The organism is Mycolicibacterium hippocampi (assembly GCF_010723735.1).
GTDB classification, from domain to species: domain Bacteria; phylum Actinomycetota; class Actinomycetes; order Mycobacteriales; family Mycobacteriaceae; genus Mycobacterium; species Mycobacterium hippocampi.
In genome coordinates, this window is the sequence record NZ_BLLB01000002.1 from 104386 (window position 1) to 122027 (window position 17642).

At 63.0% G+C, this 17642-nt stretch carries 16 protein-coding genes and 1 pseudogene; 5 read left to right on the forward strand and 12 right to left on the reverse strand.

Annotation, left to right across the window (positions count from 1 at the left end; genetic code table 11):
* Positions 1 to 123 precede the first annotated feature (123 nt).
* From G6N53_RS01390 to G6N53_RS01410, 5 genes are all read left to right on the forward strand, one after another.
* Complete coding sequence (locus tag G6N53_RS01390) at positions 124 to 837, forward strand: TetR/AcrR family transcriptional regulator (protein WP_163886547.1); 714 nt, start codon at positions 124 to 126, stop codon at positions 835 to 837.
* Between the two features lie 11 nt (positions 838 to 848).
* The gene (locus G6N53_RS01395; protein ID WP_163886548.1) at positions 849 to 1649 is read left to right on the forward strand and encodes an SDR family oxidoreductase; all 801 of its coding nucleotides are present in this window, start codon (positions 849 to 851) and stop codon (positions 1647 to 1649) included.
* Between the two features lie 230 nt (positions 1650 to 1879).
* A complete protein-coding gene (locus tag G6N53_RS01400; protein WP_163886549.1) occupies positions 1880 to 2596 on the forward strand; it encodes a cysteine hydrolase family protein in 717 nt (238 codons plus the stop codon).
* A 26-nt stretch (positions 2597 to 2622) separates the two neighbouring features.
* Complete coding sequence (locus G6N53_RS01405; protein WP_163886550.1) at positions 2623 to 2865, forward strand: hypothetical protein; 243 nt, start codon at positions 2623 to 2625, stop codon at positions 2863 to 2865.
* Positions 2850 to 3143 (forward strand): cupin domain-containing protein, encoded by a 294-nt coding sequence (locus G6N53_RS01410; protein WP_163886551.1) that lies wholly within the window; start codon positions 2850 to 2852, stop codon positions 3141 to 3143. Before G6N53_RS01405 ends, G6N53_RS01410 begins: the two co-directional genes overlap by 16 nt.
* Positions 3144 to 3177: 34 nt before the next feature.
* On the opposite strand, the pseudogene G6N53_RS01415 reads toward G6N53_RS01410, so the two are convergent.
* The 12 genes and pseudogenes from G6N53_RS01415 to G6N53_RS01470 form a co-directional block, all read right to left on the reverse strand.
* A pseudogene (locus G6N53_RS01415) lies at positions 3178 to 3456 on the reverse strand (DoxX family membrane protein); the annotation flags it as partial.
* An 8-nt stretch (positions 3457 to 3464) separates the two neighbouring features.
* A complete protein-coding gene (locus G6N53_RS01420) occupies positions 3465 to 4229 on the reverse strand; it encodes a 3-hydroxyacyl-CoA dehydrogenase (RefSeq protein WP_163886552.1) in 765 nt (254 codons plus the stop codon).
* A gap of 48 nt (positions 4230 to 4277) precedes the next feature.
* Positions 4278 to 5369 carry a CaiB/BaiF CoA transferase family protein gene (locus G6N53_RS01425; RefSeq protein WP_163886553.1) on the reverse strand — a complete coding sequence of 364 codons (1092 nt, stop codon included), beginning with the start codon at positions 5367 to 5369 and terminating at the stop codon, positions 4278 to 4280.
* Between the two features lie 23 nt (positions 5370 to 5392).
* On the reverse strand, positions 5393 to 7543 hold the full coding sequence (locus G6N53_RS01430; protein ID WP_163886554.1) for a 3-hydroxyacyl-CoA dehydrogenase NAD-binding domain-containing protein: 2151 nt from the start codon (positions 7541 to 7543) through the stop codon (positions 5393 to 5395).
* Between the two features lie 11 nt (positions 7544 to 7554).
* Positions 7555 to 8766, reverse strand: coding sequence for an acetyl-CoA C-acetyltransferase (locus G6N53_RS01435; protein WP_163886555.1), 1212 nt, complete (start codon positions 8764 to 8766; stop codon positions 7555 to 7557).
* A gap of 197 nt (positions 8767 to 8963) precedes the next feature.
* Positions 8964 to 9833 carry a haloalkane dehalogenase gene (locus G6N53_RS01440; RefSeq protein WP_205390248.1) on the reverse strand — a complete coding sequence of 290 codons (870 nt, stop codon included), beginning with the start codon at positions 9831 to 9833 and terminating at the stop codon, positions 8964 to 8966.
* 34 nt (positions 9834 to 9867) lie between these two features.
* Positions 9868 to 11370: an MCE family protein gene (locus G6N53_RS01445; protein WP_163886557.1), complete on the reverse strand. Its 1503-nt coding sequence runs from the start codon at positions 11368 to 11370 to the stop codon at positions 9868 to 9870.
* 1 nt (position 11371) lies between these two features.
* Positions 11372 to 12505 carry a virulence factor Mce family protein gene (locus G6N53_RS01450; RefSeq protein ID WP_163886558.1) on the reverse strand — a complete coding sequence of 378 codons (1134 nt, stop codon included), beginning with the start codon at positions 12503 to 12505 and terminating at the stop codon, positions 11372 to 11374.
* Positions 12502 to 13833, reverse strand: coding sequence for an MCE family protein (locus G6N53_RS01455; RefSeq protein ID WP_163886559.1), 1332 nt, complete (start codon positions 13831 to 13833; stop codon positions 12502 to 12504). The genes G6N53_RS01450 and G6N53_RS01455 overlap by 4 nt, the downstream gene beginning before the upstream one ends.
* Complete coding sequence (locus G6N53_RS01460; protein ID WP_163895286.1) at positions 13833 to 15131, reverse strand: MCE family protein; 1299 nt, start codon at positions 15129 to 15131, stop codon at positions 13833 to 13835. The genes G6N53_RS01455 and G6N53_RS01460 overlap by 1 nt, the downstream gene beginning before the upstream one ends.
* Positions 15128 to 16156, reverse strand: coding sequence for a virulence factor Mce family protein (locus G6N53_RS01465; protein WP_163886560.1), 1029 nt, complete (start codon positions 16154 to 16156; stop codon positions 15128 to 15130). The genes G6N53_RS01460 and G6N53_RS01465 overlap by 4 nt, the downstream gene beginning before the upstream one ends.
* 40 nt (positions 16157 to 16196) lie before the next feature.
* A complete protein-coding gene (locus G6N53_RS01470; RefSeq protein WP_371870875.1) occupies positions 16197 to 17639 on the reverse strand; it encodes an MCE family protein in 1443 nt (480 codons plus the stop codon).
* Between the last annotated feature and the right edge of the window lie 3 nt (positions 17640 to 17642).

The following is a 17642-nucleotide window of genomic DNA, read 5'->3' on the forward strand; positions in this document are numbered from 1 at the left end:
GGCTATATGTAACAGGTACTTACATACGGATAGTAAGTGACATTTACATGTGATGCAAGACACTTCAAGGGTCGGGATGCCGCGGGTTGCAGCAGCAATGTTAAAACCCTTAACATCTGAAGGATGGCCAGTCAGGAACCGGTGAGTTCGGGAGCACTCAAGCGGCGCTCGTACCACCACGGCAACCTGCGCGATGCCCTGATCGAGGTGTCGGTCGAGCTCATCGCAAGAGATGGCGTCGCGACGTTCTCGATCGCCGAGGCATGCCGGCGACTCGAAGTCAGTCCCGGCGCCCCCTATCGCCACTTTGCCGATCGTGAGGATCTACTGACTGCGGTCGCGATCAGATCCTGCGAGGTTCTCGGGGCGCACATCGCCCGGGTCGTCGACGGTGAAACCGATCCCACCGAACGCCTTGTCCGCGCGGCCCGGGCCTACGTCGAGTTCGCGGCGATGCACCCCGCACTGTTCGAAGTTCTCTACACCAAGGACGTGTTCGTCGGTGGCAATGCCAAGTTGACCGAACCGGTACGTCCCCTCGTCGAGGCATTTCTCATTCCCGCATCCGAGATCCCCGGCGTAACCGGCACACACGCAAGTAATCTCGCGGTCGCCGCCGCTGCCGTCGCACATGGCTACGCGGCATTCCTGCCGGGTGGCACATTCAGCGACTCTCCCGATGCGCTCGCCATCGCCGCAGACGATGCGGCGTGCGCCACCCGTGCACTCATATTGGGTCGGGCCGCCCTCACTGGCGTACCCGGCGAATCCGCGGTCGCGCTCGCCGGTCTGCCGGTGCAGACGTGGATCGACATCGTCTCAGAAACCGGAAGGTGAGCATCCTCACGATGACGTCTGACACCTTGGATGCCGAGTCGGCCGTCGGGCTGGCACCCGATCAGATTTTCGACCTCAGCGGACGTACCGCGCTGGTGACAGGCGCGTCCAGCGGCCTGGGCGTCCAGTTCGCCCTCACTTTGCAAGCAGCCGGCGCAAAAGTAGTCGTCGCTGCGCGCCGGATGGATCGGCTCGAGTCGCTGTGTGCCACCCATCCCGAATTGGTGGCCATGCCTTGCGATATCGCCGATCTCGATTCAGCAGAAGCCGTACACCGGGCGATCGAGGAGCGAGTGGGTCCGATCGACGTCCTGGTGAACAACGCCGGTACCAGTATCCCCGCAAGGGCCGAGGACGAGGACCTGTCGGACTTCCGATACGTCATGGATGTCAACCTCGTCGGAGCGTTCCGGCTGACGCAGCTCGTAGGCCGACGGATGATCGAGCGGGGCGGCGGCAACATCATCAATGTGGCCTCCATCCTCGGACTGGTTGCCGCAGCACCGAATCGGCAGGCCGCATATTGCGCCTCCAAAGGCGGGCTGATCAACCTGACCCGGGAATTGGCGGTCCAATGGGCCCGGCACGGGATCCGTGTCAACGCGTTGGCGCCCGGCTTCTTCCCCAGTGAAGCTACCGCCGAACTGCTGGATGACGACGCCGGTAGCTCTTACATTCGCCGCAATACACCGATGGCACGGGCCGGACGCGACGGCGAACTCTCCGGAGCGCTGCTCCTGCTCGCTAGTGATGCCGGGTCCTTCATCACCGGTCAGGTCTTGGCTGTCGACGGCGGTTGGACTGCACGCTAGTAGTGCTTCGTGCCGGTTTCGGTTCAGTCACCGGACAATGCAGCGGCTGAACACAATTCGCCATTGATACCGGAACCTCTCGCGACAACGCAGCTCGCCATATGAAGTATGGCCACTTGAACGACAGCGGCAATACCCAGTGAAATGAGAGCAGCGGCGAAATCACAATACCGATGCACTAGGAGAGTCACATGCACAATAGTCCCGTGTGGCGGAACTGGCCGCGACGGATGCATTTCCCGCCGTGGCCGCTCGCGCAGAACCGGCTGGCCTGGATCCGCGGGCATCAACGAGTGCCCAAGGAGTTCCGGGTCGGGTCTGCAGAGGAGAATGGCGCGATCGAACCGAAGCAATGCGCACTCGTCGCCATTGATCTCGAGCCAGAAGTCACAGGCACCCTTGCTCATTCAGATTCACTGATCTTCAGTGTGAACTCCGCGATCGGTGCGGTCCGCCGTCATGGCGGCCACATCTGCTTCGTCCGCACCGCATTCGACGATCTGGATTATCGCTTCGTCCCGTCGACAAGCCGGGAATTCTCCGAAGTAGCTCGTGAACGCCGTTTTCAGAACGGCGCTCTGGCAACGGGACTGCACCCTGGTCTGGCAACCGATCCCGAGGACACCGTCGTACGGAAGACCCGCCTGAGCGCGTTCTCCACGACGGATCTCGATGAGCGGTTGACGAACCTCGGTATCACCACGCTTATTCTGGCCGGTGCCCACACCAGCGGTGCGATCCTCTCGACCGTTCGAGAGGCCGCTGACCGCGACTACCGGGTGCTGGTGCTGTCCGATGGCGTCCTCGACCATGACCGGGACCTACACCACCTCATCCTCGACCGTATCCTGCCGAGTCAAGCCGAGATCGTCACTGCCAGCGATCTGCACTCCCGCCTCACGAGCAGTCCCCTCTACAACGGGACCGGCTCACGGTCCGGCCACTGACCACGACAAATAACCGGGAACTAGCCATGGATTCATTCGATCGCCAGATCGTTCAATACGTCCGGTCGTGGGCTCCGTTCGGTGGTCCACCGCAGGACGAGATACTTCCCCTCTTCGGGTTGACCTTCCCCCAGTTCGACCAACGCTTCAGGGACATCATCGCGTCACTGCAGCTTCGGACGTCTGTCCTGACTGAAGAGGACAAAGAGTTGCTCGTCACGGTGCAGCGTATGCTCGCCGCACGGAAACCGGTGTGCACCAGCTGGTGAAGTCGGGCGGCAGGTGCGATGACGACAAACGCCCTCAACCAGAGGTTGATGTGCGCATCGCCCCGCCGTCGGCAGCGGACCCAGAGCCCGCTGCCACCAAGACCCTCTGGCGATTCAGCGGACACATCGAGATCCACGCAAGCAACGGCGCGACAATACATCTCAAAACCGGGGATATCGTGCTGGCACGCGACACCGCCGGCGTCGACCGTCTTGCGGCGGTGGCCGAAGGAAACGTTCCACTCGTTTTTCTCCCCCACCCCGAGAGGCCGGTCTGACCCCGGCCGCACGCAGGTTTGCAGGGAACACGCCTCAGGTCTTCGCGCCTGGACGGTAGAAGACCACCAATTGTCCGATACCGCCGGCGAGGCCCAGCATCACGGCGACGCCCAAGCCCCACCACCCCTGCAGGAACCGGCTGTCTTCGTACTGTGGAAGAAGAGGTGGTCGAGACTGATACGACCCGCGCCGAGGCCACTGCAACAGCGGCAACAGGGGTCAACAGCCCGACTGCCAACGCGATGCCCGCGGCGATCTCAGCCGCTGCGGCGACGCGCACTGAAACACACCAGGACGCATTACGAAGTCATCGTCGGTCCTCAGCGGGGAGCCATGCGGATGGCGCCGTCGAGGCGGATCACCTCGCCGTTGAGCATCGGGTTCTCAACGATATGGGTTACCAGAGCGCCGAATTCGTCGGGGTCACCCAGCCTGGCGGGATGCGGAACCTGCGCGCCGAGTGACTGCTGCGCTTCCTCGGGAAGCGAACCCAACAGCGGGGTTCTGAACAACCCCGGCGCGATGGTCACGACGCGGATCAGCTCTCGCGACAGGTCTCGCGCGATCGGCAGAGTCATACCGACGATGCCGCTTTTGGACGCCGAGTAGGCGGCCTGGCCGACTTGGCCGTCGAACGCGGCCGCCGAGGCGGTGTTGATGATGACGCCGCGCTCCGCTGAATTCCCACCTTCGAGGGGCGTAGTGCGCGCGATCCGCTCAGCCGCCAGCCGCAGCACATTGAAGGTGCCGATCAGGTTGACCTCGACCACCTTGCGAAAGCCGTCCAGCGGGAACGGCCCGTTCTTGCTCAGCGTCTTGATTGCATTGCCGATACCAGCACAGTTGACGTTGATGCGCACCGGACCAAGTGACTCCGCGAGGTCGAGCGCGTCACACACACCGCGCTCGTCGGTCACGTTGGCGGCGACGAAGCGGGCGCGTTCGCCCAATCCGGTGACCACCGCGTCACCCTTGAGGTCGATCACCACCACATGAGCGCCCGCTGCGAGTAGTCGCTTCGTGGTGGCCAGTCCAAGCCCGGATGCGCCCCCGGTGACGACTGCTACCGCGTCTTTGATCTCCACTTACCGTATTCCTTTCCAGGTGGCCGCCCGGCCGACCTGATGACGGGTCTACGTCCAGTCGTGCAGGACGGAATCGGTGTCTGCGCCGCGTCGACGTGGCGGCCGCGGTGCGCCGGTCGCACTGCGGGAGAACCGGGGTGCGGGCGCGGGCTGCAGCTGACCTTCGTCGTCATAGAAGGTGTTGCGCTCCACGATGTGCGGTTCGGTGAGAACCTCTCCGAAGGACAGCACCGGGGTCACACACGCATCAGCAGCGGCGAACACGCCGGCCCAATGGTCACGATCTCGGGTGGCGAACGTCTCCGTGAATCGTGCGCGCAACTCCGGCCACCGCTCGATATCGTTCTGGCCCGGCAGATCCGCATCGGCCAGATCCAGGCCCTGCAACAGCACCCCGTAGAACTTCGGCTCGATCGCCCCCACCGCAACATATCGGCCATCGGCACACTCATAGGTGTCGTAGTAGGGGGCGCCGGTGTCCAGCAGGTTGGTGCCGCGTTCATCCGACCACAAGCCGTTGGCCCGGAAACTCCACATCGCCTGGATCAGAACGCTCGATCCGTCCACCATGGCTGCGTCGACCACCTGTCCCTTACCCGAGATGTGACGTTCGTAGAGCGCGGCCAGGATTCCCACGAGCAGGAACATCGACCCACCGCCGAAATCCCCGGCCAGGTTGAGCGGCGGCACCGGTCGCTCACCACGTCGGCCGATCGCGTGTAGAACACCGTTGAGCGAGATGTAGTTGATGTCGTGTCCGGCCTGCATTGCACGGGGACCGTCCTGACCCCACCCGGTCATCCGGGCATAGATCAACTTCTTGTTGACCTTCGCGCAGTCCCCAGGCCCCAGGCCGAGACGTTCGGTGACGCCGGGGCGGAATCCCTCGATGAGAACGTCGGCGTGGGCGATCAAGTCGAGTACGAACTCGCGTCCCTCCTCGGATTTCAGATCCGCGACCACCGACCGCCGGTTCCGCAGCGTGGCATCACGCTTGTTGACCGGGATGCCGACGTTGACCTCGGGGCGTTCGATGCGCGCTACATCCGCGCCCAGATCACCGAGCACCATCCCGGCATGCGGTCCGGGACCGATCCCGGCAAGTTCCACGACACGCAAGCCCTGCAAGGGTCCCGCCATGTGCACTCCTCGCGTGATGTCGGTCATGCTCCAGTGCGCAGCAATTCACCGGAGCACAGCGATACCGGCGGTGTGAAGCGCGGGCCGAACTTGTCCTGCAACTCGGTCGCGCGGGCGACGAACGCAGCGCGGCCACCGGGGTAGCCGGCGACGAACTGTGCCGCGCCCCCCGTCCACACCGGGAAGCCGATGCCCAGCATGGACCCGACATTGGCGTCGGCGGTGGATCGCAACAGTCCGCTGTCCAAGCAGCGCGCGGTGTCCAGTGCCTCGGCAAACAGCAACCGGTCAATGAGTTCCTGCAGATCATCTGCGGGCTGACCGGGCCCGAAGTGTGCCTCCAGCCCCTTCCACAGTCCCGCCCTGCGCGCATCCTCGTATTCGTAGAACCCGGCACCGGCAGCCCGGCCGGTGCGCTGCGCGTCGATCAACGTCGCCAGCACCGCATCGCCTGGGTGATCGGTGAACGAGGTGCCGCTCACCTGGGCCTCCGCACGGAACTGGCCGAAAATCTTGTGGGGCAACGTCACTGTGAGCTCATCGATCAACGCAAGGGTGCCCACCGGGTATCCTGCCTGCAGTGATGCCTGCTCGATCGATGCCGGCGCAATGCCCTCGCCGAGCATGGCTGCCGCCTCCAGCAATCGGGACAGGATGACTCGGCTGGTGAAGAACCCCCGACCGTCGCCGACGACGATCGGTGTCTTACCCAGTTGCACAGCGATGTCGAATGCCTTGGCCAGCGTCTGCTCACTGGTCTGCTCACCGACGATGATCTCGACAAGATCCATGCGCTCGACCGGTGAGAAGAAGTGCATACCGATGAAATCGGTTGGCCGGCCGACATCCCGGGCTAGACCGGTGATCGGCAGTGTCGAGGTGTTCGACGCCAACACCGCATGCGGTGCCAGCGCGTCGAGGACCTCGCCGAAGACCTCGGCCTTCAGGTCCGGGTCTTCGAAGACGGCCTCGATCACCAGATCGCAGCCTGCCAGGTCGGCGACTTCAGTGGTTGGCGTGATGCGTTCGAGGATCTCGTCGACCTCCGCCTGGGTGCGCCTACCTTTGTCAGACTCCTTGCGGAGTGCCCTCTGCGCGTACGCCTTTCCGTTCTCGGCGCGTGCCAGGTCGACATCCTTCAGCGCCACCCGCAGACCCGAGAGCGCGCTCGACAAAGCGATACCGGCTCCCATCATCCCTGCACCCAGGACCGCCACCGATTCGGCCCGGTGTTGCGGAAAACCGTCGGGACGGCTGGCGCCCTGAAGCACGGTCTGCCGGTCGAAGAAGGTCCCCTGGATGATGTTGGTGGCGATCTGCCCGGTGGCCAGCTCGACGAAGTACCGCGTCTCCACAGCCAGCGCGGTGTCGATATCGACCTGGGTGCTCTCGACTGCCGCCGACAGAATGGCTGCCGGCGCCGGCATCGGCGCGCCCTTGTGGTGGGCGCGCAGGGCGGCCGCCCTCGCGGGCAGGGTGGCCTGGACGGCCGGGTCATCCGCGCGGCCGCCGGGGATGGCATCGGCATCGTCCCAGGTTTGACGTGCCTGCGGGTTGGCGGCAATCCAGACACGCGCCTTGGCGTGCAGTTCTTCTGCACTGGAGGCGAGTTCGTCGATGAGTCCGAGCTCGACGGCGTCTGTCGGACGGTAGGTGGTGCCCGATAGGAGCACCTTCGTCAGCGCGGTGTCGAGGCCGAGCATCCGGACGGTACGCACGATGCCGCCGGCACCGGGCAGCAGACCGAGTGTGACCTCGGGCAACCCGATCCGGATCCGGGGATTGTCCAGTGCGATCCGATGATGACAGGCCAGCGCCAGCTCCAGACCCCCACCCAGAGCGGTACCGTTGATGGCGGCGACCACCGGCACGCCAAGACTTTCGAGTGAGCGCAGCTGGCCCTTGATGGTCGTGGTGAAGGCGCTGAACTCGGCACTGTCGGCCGGGGTCGCTGCTAGCAGGTCGCGGAGATCACCACCGGCAAAGAACGTCTTCTTCCCCGAACTGATGACCACACCGGACAGCGTGTCGCCCATCGCCGCGAGTCGGCCGAGCGCCTCGCCGAACGAAGTGACGTATGCGAGATTCATGGTGTTGACGGACTGTGCGGGATCGTTGAACGTCAAGGTGACGATGCCGGAGTCCTCGGCCCATTCAATAGTATTGCCGGTCACGGATTTTCCTTTCAGACCCGTTCAACGATCGTGGCGATACCCATACCGCCGCCAACGCAGAGTGTGATGAGCCCACGCCGTTGGTCGCGCCGCTCCAGCTCATCGACGAGCGTCGAGACGAGCATGGCACCCGTCGCGCCCAGGGGGTGTCCGAGTGCGATCGCGCCACCGTTGACGTTGACGATTTCGTGCGGGACACCGAGGTCCTTCATGAAGCGCAACACCACCGAGGCGAACGCTTCGTTGATCTCCACCAGATCGATATCCGAGATACCCAGCCCGGCAAGGTGAAGCGCCTTCTGTGTTGCGGGGGTAGGACCGGTCAGCATGATGGTGGGATCGGAACCACTCACGGCCGTGGCCACGATACGCGCGCGGGGCTGCAGTCCCAGGTCGCTACCGATCCGCTCGCTGCCAACAAGGACAAGTGCGGCGCCGTCGACGATTCCGGAGCTGTTTCCCCCGGTGTGGACGTGGTCGATCTTCTCGATCCAGTGATACTTCTGCAGCGCCACCGCATCAAAACCTGCCTGGCTGCCCAGGGTGGCGAATGCCGGCTTGAGCTTGCCCAACATCTCCACCGTGGTGCCGGGGCGCAGGTGCTCGTCACGCTCCAGGATAGTCAGACCGTTGCGGTCGAGCACCGGCACCACTGACCGTTCGAAGGATCCGTTGGCCCAGGCCTTTGCGGCTCTGGCCTGCGATTCGACAGCGTAGGAGTCGACATCGTGCCGGCTGAAGCCCTCCAGTGTGGCAATGAGGTCCGCACCGATGCCCTGGGGGACGAATCCGGTGCTCAGGTTGGTCTCGGGGTCATTCGCCCACGCACCCCCGTCGGTACCCATCGGAACCCGGGACATGCTCTCCACGCCACCAGCGAGCACCAACGATTCCCAACCGGAGGCGATCTTCTGGGCAGCGACGTTCACCGCCTCCAGTCCCGATGCGCAGAATCGGTTGAGTTGCGCACCGGCAACCGTGTCGGGATACCCGGCGGCGATCGCCGCGATCCTCGCGATATCCGCGCCTTGATCACCCAGCGGTGTGACACATCCCAATACGATGTCGTCGATACGGCTAGGATCGAGGGCGGGGTTGCGTCGCGTCAGTGCGTGCAGCAGTCCCGTGACGAGATTGACGGGCTTGACTCCGTGCAACGCGCCACCGCGGTTCTTACCGCGTGGAGTGCGCAGCGCGTCGTACACAAAAACGTCGTTCGGCATGACATTGCCTTTCATTCCAAGGGTAATGAGAGCCACGGACCCCATCGGGCTGCGCACAGAGCTGCCCGGTACCTCGATGCGTTCAGGATCGCCAGCCGCCGGCAGGCATGTCAAGCTGAGCGCATGCCAGAGTCGCTATCTGAAAACTAGCCTCCAGCAGATGGTTTCAGCGTCGCCTGCGCAGCAAGGGCGGCCGATCAACCCAATCCCTTTATCCACCGACGCAATGCGGGACCAACCATCTGGGCAGCATCTTCCTGAAAGAAGTGCTTCGCCACGACGGTGATCTCTGACTGGTTGGGCCAGGTTCTGCACAATTCGAGATGAGGGCCTGCAAGCTGGCCCTCGGTCGAGACGATGAGCAGTTTAGGCACGGATGAGGATGCCATCCATGCCGCATACCGATCGATAATTCGATAGACGTCATCAGGGTCGCCGAAGGTGGGCACCTCCTGTACCCAGGTCAGTATCGGACGACGCCCTTCCCCGACTTCCAGCCATGGCCTTCGGTATTCCTGCTCCACGTCGGCGGCTACCGGGAGGAGCGTGCTTTGCCGGAGGAAGATATCGAGCAGGAAATCTCCGAACAGGATTGCTTCCTCACCCTCATCTGATCGGCAGAACTTCACGAGTTCCGTGCGCTCCGCCGGCTCATCGCCGACTGTCGGGTGCACCAGGGTTTCTCCGTAGGCTATGCCACGCATCGCTCCGGGATGGGCTTGTGCCCAGTCAAACCCGAGTGCTCCACCCCAGTCGTGGCCAACGAGCACTACCCGCTCGCGGATGTCCAGCACCTCGCAGAACGACTCCAGATATGCTCGGTGGGTCGCGTAGCGATAGTCTCCTGACTCCAGACGCCCGGAATCGCCCATGCCGATCAGATCGGGTGCAATACAACGCCCTAGGTCTTGGACATGCGGGATGATATTGCGCCACAGGAATGAGCTCATCGGATTGCCATGCAGGAAGAGGATCGGGTCTCCCTCACCAACCTCCTGATATGCCATGAAGGAGTCCAGGACATCTGTAGTCCGCTTGGCCTTGTTGGATGTTGCCTCACTGTTCACGCTTGCATCTCCTCCTCCGGCACATGAGCACCCCTCAGCCGGCGCCCGGGGGCACGAGCATGGACTGCCACGTCTGATCCTTGCCGTCATCGGCCAGGTTCGATTGTGTGTATAGCTGACCGTCCGGGCCGACGTAACTGCCGGTCGCGGGGTCGTATTCGGCGAATGCTATTGGCGGTGCGGCTGGTTCGGCATTCGGCACCGCCGTAGCGGGCGGCTGCGCCGGTGCGGGTTGAGCCGCGGATGCCGGCGGTGGCGACCCTGGACGCTCCTGGGGGACGTCCTGCCCCGACAACGTCGCGTTGGGGTCGCCCTTCCAGTTGTAGCCATCGTTGAGCGGCACATAGACCTCATCGCTCTTGCACATCTCTGCGGTAGGCGCACGCTTGCCCGGCTTGGTAGCGCAGGGCAGATTTCGTGCTCCGCGGACATTGAACGGCGAGTCTTGAGGCACACGACAGTACAGATCGCCGGCCGGACGATCCGGGTAGTCTTCGTAAGCTGGAGAACGCTGCTGGCTCGGCGGCAGATACCCGGTCATGCATGGCGGCGGGATGTTGAGGTTGAGGTCGAATGTCACGAAGGGTCCCTTGTAGGCCGTCTTGAGGCCGAGGTCGGGCACCAGCGAGCTGTCCAAAATCGCGATGGCCTGTGGCAACAGGACGAGAACCTGTTCGATTCCGGCGTGGTACGTCAGCGCGACGTCCGCCACGCCTGTCAGATTGGCCAGCATGATGGGCAGCGAGGGCTGCAACCGGTCGAAGAGCTGTCTGGCTTCTGCTGCCGCCGCTGGGGCGTCCGTGAGAAGGCCTCGGACATCCGCGTCGCCTTGTTTGATCTGCTCAGTGAGATTCGCCATGTTCGCCGCCCAGGAGGCGATCGAATCCGACGTCTCACTCTGCGTATCGAGTATCGGCCCTGACTGATCGATGAGGTCCGTCAGCGGATCCAGGTTGGCTCTCGCGTCGATGGCCAGCGTGGTGGACCCGGTGACCAGGCGGGCGAGATCGGGGCCCAGTCCGCCGACTGCGGCTGCGCCCTCGTCGAGCACGATTTTGAGGTTGTCTTGCGGTATGGCATTCAGTCCGCGGTTGGTGTCATCGAGAATCGTGGCGATATCCGGAGGTACGGATGTCCGATCCAGCGGTATGACGTCACCGTCCTTCAGAAGGGTCGCACCGGCATCGGGCCGCGGGATCAGATCGACATACTGCTCCCCGATGGCCGAACGACTGTGTACTTGGGCATCGAGATCGGCCGGAATGCCCACCTCGGAGTCCAGGGACAGCTCGGCCTCGATACCCGTGTCCGTCATGCGCACATCGACGACCCGGCCCACTTCCTGACCGCGGTAAGACACATTTCCTGATTTGTAGAGACCCCCCGTGGCCGGAAGCTCCATCGCCACTGAGTAGCGTCCGACGCCGAACAACAGGCTCGGCAGACCCATGTAGCCGACCGCCATCACCATGCCCGCTATCACCGACACCACTGTGAAAACCAGGAGTTGGAGCTTTACCCGTCTCGACAATCTCATCTCAGCGGCCCTGGTCCACCTTGTACGGCACCATGAGTGGGTTGCCGCCGGTATAGGGGCTGGGCATCTGGCCGAACGTACGACCCCATTGCATCTCCAGTTCGGTCAGGTGGCCTTCCCACCTCGTCCCGGTGAAGAAGCCCGCGTCGATCCGACTGAGTGTCAGATCAAAGATGCCGGTGAGGTTGACGAAGTCCCCGCGGAAGAATTTGCCGATGTTCTCCTTGACGAAGGGGAATGTCGACAGGAAGCTCAGGGACCGGACCATGGCCGGTCCGGCATTGGCCAGCGATTCCAGAACCGGCGCGAGATCCTCGAACTCCTTGATCAGATTCTCTTTTGTCTGTGTCACGGAATCCGTCGCCAGTGCGCTCAGTTTGCCGACCTTGTCCAGCGCTTCGGCGAGGTTGTGGCGTTGCTCGGACAGCACGGTCAGCGCCTGCGGGATGGTGTCCAACGCCTGGTCCACGACCGGCTTCTGATTTGCGATCTGGCCCATCAGGTTGTTCACGCTGTCGGTGGCGCCGATGATGTCTTCGGTCTGCTCGTTGACGTTGCCGATGAAGACATCCAGTTGCTGTATCAGGCTTCGAATATCGTCCTCGCGTCCCGCGAATGCCGTACTCAGCGACTGTGTGATGTCTTGAATCTGACCGATCCCCCCGCCGTTGAGAAGCATGGAGACGCTCGCCAGCGTCTGCTCGGTGGTCGGGTACGAACGGCCGGACGACAGCGGGATCACAGATCCGTCGCGCAACCTGCCCTTGGGCGGGTCCACCTTCGGGCCTTCCAGCTCGACGTGGAGGGTGCCGAGCAGGCTGGTCTGACCGATGGTGGCGGTGGCGTTCTCCGGCAGGTCGACGTCGCCGTCAATCGTCATGGTCAACAGGGCATGCCAGCCTTCGCGCTCGATCTTGGTGACCGTGCCCACGTTGACATCACCGACCTGGACCCTCGAATTCCGCTGGATATTACCGATATCGGGGAGTTGTGCCTGGATCGTGTACGAATCGGGATCTCCGCCCCTGGTACCTGGCAGCGGAAGGGAGTTGGCGCCTCTCCAGTCGCAGCCGGATGCGGAGACCACCGTGGCGATGAGCACTGCCGCGCACGCGCCGGCTCGGGACGTCCTCATGAACCGGCTCCAGCAGGCACCATCATGTCTTGAAGGTCTGTGGACCCGACTTCCGGCGCCTCGGCTGCCAGCGCAGGTCCACCGTCAGGCAATGGTGGGGTCGGCGATGGCATGCCCGCGGGCACCGGACCGGTGTCCGGCGGCGGCGGACCGGGCGGGACGTAGTCGGGCCGCATCCAATCCTCGCTGTAGGTGATCTCGTTCGGCCGGGCGTAGGCGCCGACCACGGGGTTCACACCCAGCGGGGGAAAGTTGTACTGCCGATTCTTCACAATCGGTGCGAGGTACTGGACACACAGCTTCGCTGCCTGCTCGGAACCGAGACGAGACGCAGCTTCGATTGCTCCACAGAGGAATTGGATCGGATTGGCGAAATTGTTGAGGCTGAACGCACCGGCAAACCCGCCGATGGCCGGCGGATAGATGTTGACGAAGTTTGACAACTGGGACGGTGCGAGGTGCAGTGTTTGCTCCAAGTCGCCAAGGCTCTCATCAAGGGCACCACTGATAGAGGCGAGCTTGTCGGCGGTGATACCGACCGGCTCCCGATTCTCGGCGACGAAACCGGTTACTTCTTCGGCGACAGCGTTCATATCGGCAAGCGCCTGACGCACTTCGTTGGGCTGATCTGTGAGCAACGCTGTGGTGCCGGCCAGGTTGCGATTGAGACTGCGCATCACGTCGGTACTGTCCTCCAACGCCGATACCACAAGCGAGATGTTCCTGATCGCGCCGAACATGTCACCGCTATGGTCGCCCAGCGCCGAAAAGGCCTGTGACAGCTTGACCAAGGTGTTGTGGATATTGGTACCTTCGCCGCGGAGGTTGTCCGCCGCGGTATTGACGAACGCGCCCAATGTGCTTACCTCACCGGGCTCGACAGGTTGCAGCGCCTCGACGAGTTTCGTGAGTTGTTCGCGCAGGTCGTCCCATTCAACGGGCACCGCCGTCCGAGTCTGCGGGATCACTGCGTCGCTCTTCATCCGCGGCCCCTCCGTGTAGGCGGGCACGAGCTGGATCGCACGCGCCGACACCAGCGACGGAGACAGAATCACCGCTTTGGCGTCAGCCGGCACCTTGTATTGGTCGTCGACCCAGAACGTGATCTTGACCTGTTGAGGCTGGGCCTCGATGGTTTCGACTCCGCCGACCCGCACACCCAGTATGCGGATGTCGTCCCCGGGATACAGGCCGGTGCTGTTCGCGAAGTAGGCGGTGACATAGGTGCGATCCGCCCTTTCAAAGGTCCTGAACAGCAAGACCCCGCCAGCGACAAGGATCAACACGAATGCCACAGCGAGACCGGTCATCCACTTGCGTTTGGTCATCACTGTTGTCCTGCCAGATGCGGCTCAGCGGGCGATTCGCCCGGTGCCGGGACGGACACCGGGTCGTGTCTGGGCGGCGCCTGCATGCCGTCGGGCGGGCCGGGGGGCGGTCCCCCCGGCGGAGGTGCGGGCAGCGGCTCCCGATAGGGATAGCGCGGATCTCCCGGTTTGCCGGTGATGGCATCGGGCAGCGTCATCCGCGGTTCGCCCCCCTGCCCGGTCCGGGGAAATGGGGTCGGCAGAGCCGGCGTCGCGGGCTGACCGGTCGGCGGATCGTTGATCTGCGATGGCATGAGTACATTCGGGTCAAGCCCCAGATCGGAGAAGGCGGCGTCGACGAACGGCTGAATGTACTGTCCTGGCGGTAGGTTCACGACGTAGCCCTTGAAGAAAGGACCGGATGAGACCGACTCGCCAAGCGACATCGAGTAGGCGTTGAGGCGTACCACCGCCTCCTGAATTCTGGCCTTGCGGTTGTCGAGAATCGTCAGCACGCCGTTGAGTTTGTCCAAAGCGGGTTTGAACGTTTGTCTGTTGTCGTCGATGAAGCCACGCAACTGCTGGCTGATCGCAGATATGTTGCCCGATATCTGATCGAGCGCCCGGCTTTCGTTACGTAGCTGCGCCAGAAAGGCGTTGGCGTTGTTGATGATCCTGACAATCTGTTCGCTGCGCTCAGACAGCACCCCCGAAACCTCGTTGACACTCACCAGCAGCGAACGCAACTGTTGGTCACGCCGCGCGAGGGTGTCGGCGAAGCGTGAAACACCCTGCACCGCCACCTTCAGATCCGGCGGCGTGTTCGAGAAGGTCTCCGCCAAGGTGGACAGTGATTGCGAGAGTTCGTCTGTGTTGAGGTCGTTGATGGTCATCGACAGGTCACCCAACGTGTCGGCAAGCTGGTACGGGGAAGTCGTGCGCTCCATGGGTATCGGTGCCGATTGTTGGCCCTCTCCTCGCGGGGTGATCTCGATGAACTTCGCACCGAGGAGGGTTTTGGTCTTGATCGCCGCTTCACTGCGGTCGCCGACATGGATACCGTCGTCGAGATTGAAGTTCACCAAGACCCGGTTGCCGTCGAGTGTGATTCCGGAGACCTGCCCCACTCGGAATCCGGATACTTCCACCGGTGAATCCGGCCGCAGACCGGCCGCATCCTCGAAATACGCCGAATAGTCGCGATTTCCATCGATGAAGGGGAGCTTGTCGTAGTTGAGGGCACCGAACAGCGTTGCGGCGACCAGAGAACAACCGATCGTGCCGACTACGATCAAGTTTCGTTCGCTCATGGGTTTCATTTCGGCGTACACCTACCCGAAGTCTGCCCCGCAGCCTTGATGTAGACCGGTTGACCACCCTTGCCATTCACTTTGATGATCGCCTCACAGATGTAGAACGCGAACCAGTCTCCGTAAAGCCCTTGGCGACCGAGCATCTTGTACGCGTCCGGCAAAGTATTGAGCAGGTCGTCGAAGTATTCGTGCTCGTTGAGCACGATGGTTCCCACGCGATCGGTTTCGTTCGTGATCTTCTGCAACGCCGGACGCGAGCGGGCCAGCAGGTCGGCAACGTTGGCCGCGGCGTTGTCCGCGTAGGCGACGGAATTACTGATATCGACTCGTCTTTCTGCTAATACCTCTGTGGTCGAGGCGATCTCGGTGATGGCCTGTCCGAACTCCTCATTGCTGTCACTGAGCGTGCCGAGCACTGTGTTGAGGTTGGTGATGAGCTGTCCGATAAGGTCATCGCGGTCGGCCAGGGTGTTGGTCAGTGCTGCCGACTGCGTCAGTACTGATCCGATCGCGTCGCCCTGCCCCTGGAATGCTTGTATCAGCTGCGAAGACAACGCATTGACCTGTTCGGGATCAAGCGCACGAAAGAGCGGGCGGAAGCCGCCGATCAACGTGTCGAGATCCAGCGCCGGGGCGGTGCGCGATGCGGGAATGGTCGACCCCGGTGGTAGTGGCTTACCACCGCCGTCACCAGCTTCCAGCGTCAGGTACCGATCCCCGTAGAGATTGTCGAACCGGATGACGGCCCGACTCGTCTCGGTGAGCTGCACGGTCTCGTCCACGTTGAAATCGACTGCCACCGATGCATCGGACCGGATTGCGATGTCGGCTACCTTGCCCACTTCCACGCCTGCGATTCGGACGATGTCGCCGTTCTTGAGTCCGCCGATGTTGGTGAACTCCGCGACATATTCGTGTTTGGGACCGAACCGCAGCTGGGCGAAAACCGCCACCAGTACGAACAGCCCGAGTAGGCAGACTGCTGCGAAGATCATGAGCCGCCAGACCACTGCGCTGAGGTTGCTTCTCATCAGGACCTCCTAGTAATGGGTCGATTTGGCGGTGAGCACGTCATGGCTGAGGGGATGGCGGTGGCGCATGCGGCAGCGGTGTCGGTTGCGTCTGGGCCGGGATCGGGGGCACGAAGGGCTCAGATCCCGGCGACGGCCCGGGTTCGCGCGGAGCCCCGGGCGGCGGGGCGGGCGGGAGTCCCGGATACAAGGGCGTGCCGTCCGGTGCATACAACGGAGCTCCGTACGGCGGTGCACCCGGGTAGGGGATCGGACCGGGTGCCGGGCCGTTGAAGTTGCGGATGCTCGGTGGCTCAGGAACGGCGCGCGTCACCGGGAAGTAGTTTGCCCACCCCGGGAAGCCGACCCCCGGGTTCACGCGGATGTCGTTACCGGTGCCCCAACCGGTATTCGTGATCAGCTGTCGCACCGGGAACTGTTGGGTGACATCCGGCAACGATCCGCATCCGGGTCTTCCGCCGGGCCCTCCCTTTGCACCGACGATGGGTACGTGGTCCGGATAGCGATAGGGGTCCTGTCCCCACGCCAGTGCAGCGTCGAGTTCGATCGAATAGCCGTTGCCGCCCATGGACTCGGCACCGCCGTTGTCGATGAACCATTTGGCACCGACCAGCAGGCAGGTCAGCATCGGGTTGTATTTGTTGACCACCGCTGTCGTCGGTTCCAGCGCGTTGACGGTGTGGACGAAGTCGTCCTTACTTGCCGCGAAGAGGTTGATGCCGCTGTCTCCCAGGCCGATCACGTTGACCAGCAATGCGTCCAGTGAGGATTCCCGGTCGCTGATCGTCGTCGCGGTCGTGCTGAGCGAATCAAGGGTGTGGAGGATGTCCTCAGCGGCGACTCCATAGGCGTCGCTGAATTCCTTCAGGGATTGGAAATCCGCCCGTATGGTGTCGGCACGCGGATTGAGTGCGAGCAGCACTTCGTTGGTCGCCGTGGTGGCCTCACCGATGGCGGTCCCCTGTCCGCGCAGGCCCTGGGCGATCGCAGAGACAATCGAATTGAGCTTCGCCGGATCGACCTTGTCGAGGAGACCGACCAGACTCTGGAACACCGTGTTGACCTCGGTGGTGACGTTGCGCGACTGCAGTGACTGACCGGCGCGGAGCCGCTCGGCGGATGGGTCGTCGGGGTAGATGAGTTCTACGTACTTGGCGCCGAACGCTGTCGCTGCGTCGATCTCGGCGACAACGTTCGCCGGGATGTAGTCGAGATACTCCGGATCGATTTCCAGATGCAGGACCGCTTCACCTTGATCGAGGCTGACCTCTCCGACGCGGCCCACGAGCAGTCCGCGCATCTTGACCTTCCCGCCGGGATCCATGACCAGCCCTGCGCGGTCAGAGGTCAGGGTCACCGGGACCCGGGAGCGGAACCAGCCGCTGAACGACGCGGCGGTCATCACCACGACCATGAAGAGGACGAGGATGAGGATGGCGGTCCACCAAGCCGGGTGGATGCTTGATTCATTGCGATGTTTCACGGT

Bases quoted from the DNA above. Each gene is read 5' to 3' on its own strand.
- G6N53_RS01390 (WP_163886547.1), top strand. From the start codon at position 124: ATGGCCAGTCAGGAACCGGTGAGTTCGGGAGCACTCAAGCGGCGCTCG.
- G6N53_RS01395 (WP_163886548.1), top strand. From the start codon at position 849: ATGACGTCTGACACCTTGGATGCCGAGTCGGCCGTCGGGCTGGCACCC.
- G6N53_RS01400 (WP_163886549.1), top strand. From the start codon at position 1,880: ATGCATTTCCCGCCGTGGCCGCTCGCGCAGAACCGGCTGGCCTGGATC.
- G6N53_RS01405 (WP_163886550.1), top strand. From the start codon at position 2,623: ATGGATTCATTCGATCGCCAGATCGTTCAATACGTCCGGTCGTGGGCT.
- G6N53_RS01425 (WP_163886553.1), bottom strand. From the start codon at position 5,369: ATGGCGGGACCCTTGCAGGGCTTGCGTGTCGTGGAACTTGCCGGGATC.
- G6N53_RS01435 (WP_163886555.1), bottom strand. From the start codon at position 8,766: ATGCCGAACGACGTTTTTGTGTACGACGCGCTGCGCACTCCACGCGGT.
- G6N53_RS01445 (WP_163886557.1), bottom strand. From the start codon at position 11,370: ATGAGATTGTCGAGACGGGTAAAGCTCCAACTCCTGGTTTTCACAGTG.
- G6N53_RS01450 (WP_163886558.1), bottom strand. From the start codon at position 12,505: ATGAGGACGTCCCGAGCCGGCGCGTGCGCGGCAGTGCTCATCGCCACG.
- G6N53_RS01455 (WP_163886559.1), bottom strand. From the start codon at position 13,833: ATGACCAAACGCAAGTGGATGACCGGTCTCGCTGTGGCATTCGTGTTG.
- G6N53_RS01460 (WP_163895286.1), bottom strand. From the start codon at position 15,131: ATGAAACCCATGAGCGAACGAAACTTGATCGTAGTCGGCACGATCGGT.
- G6N53_RS01465 (WP_163886560.1), bottom strand. From the start codon at position 16,156: ATGAGAAGCAACCTCAGCGCAGTGGTCTGGCGGCTCATGATCTTCGCA.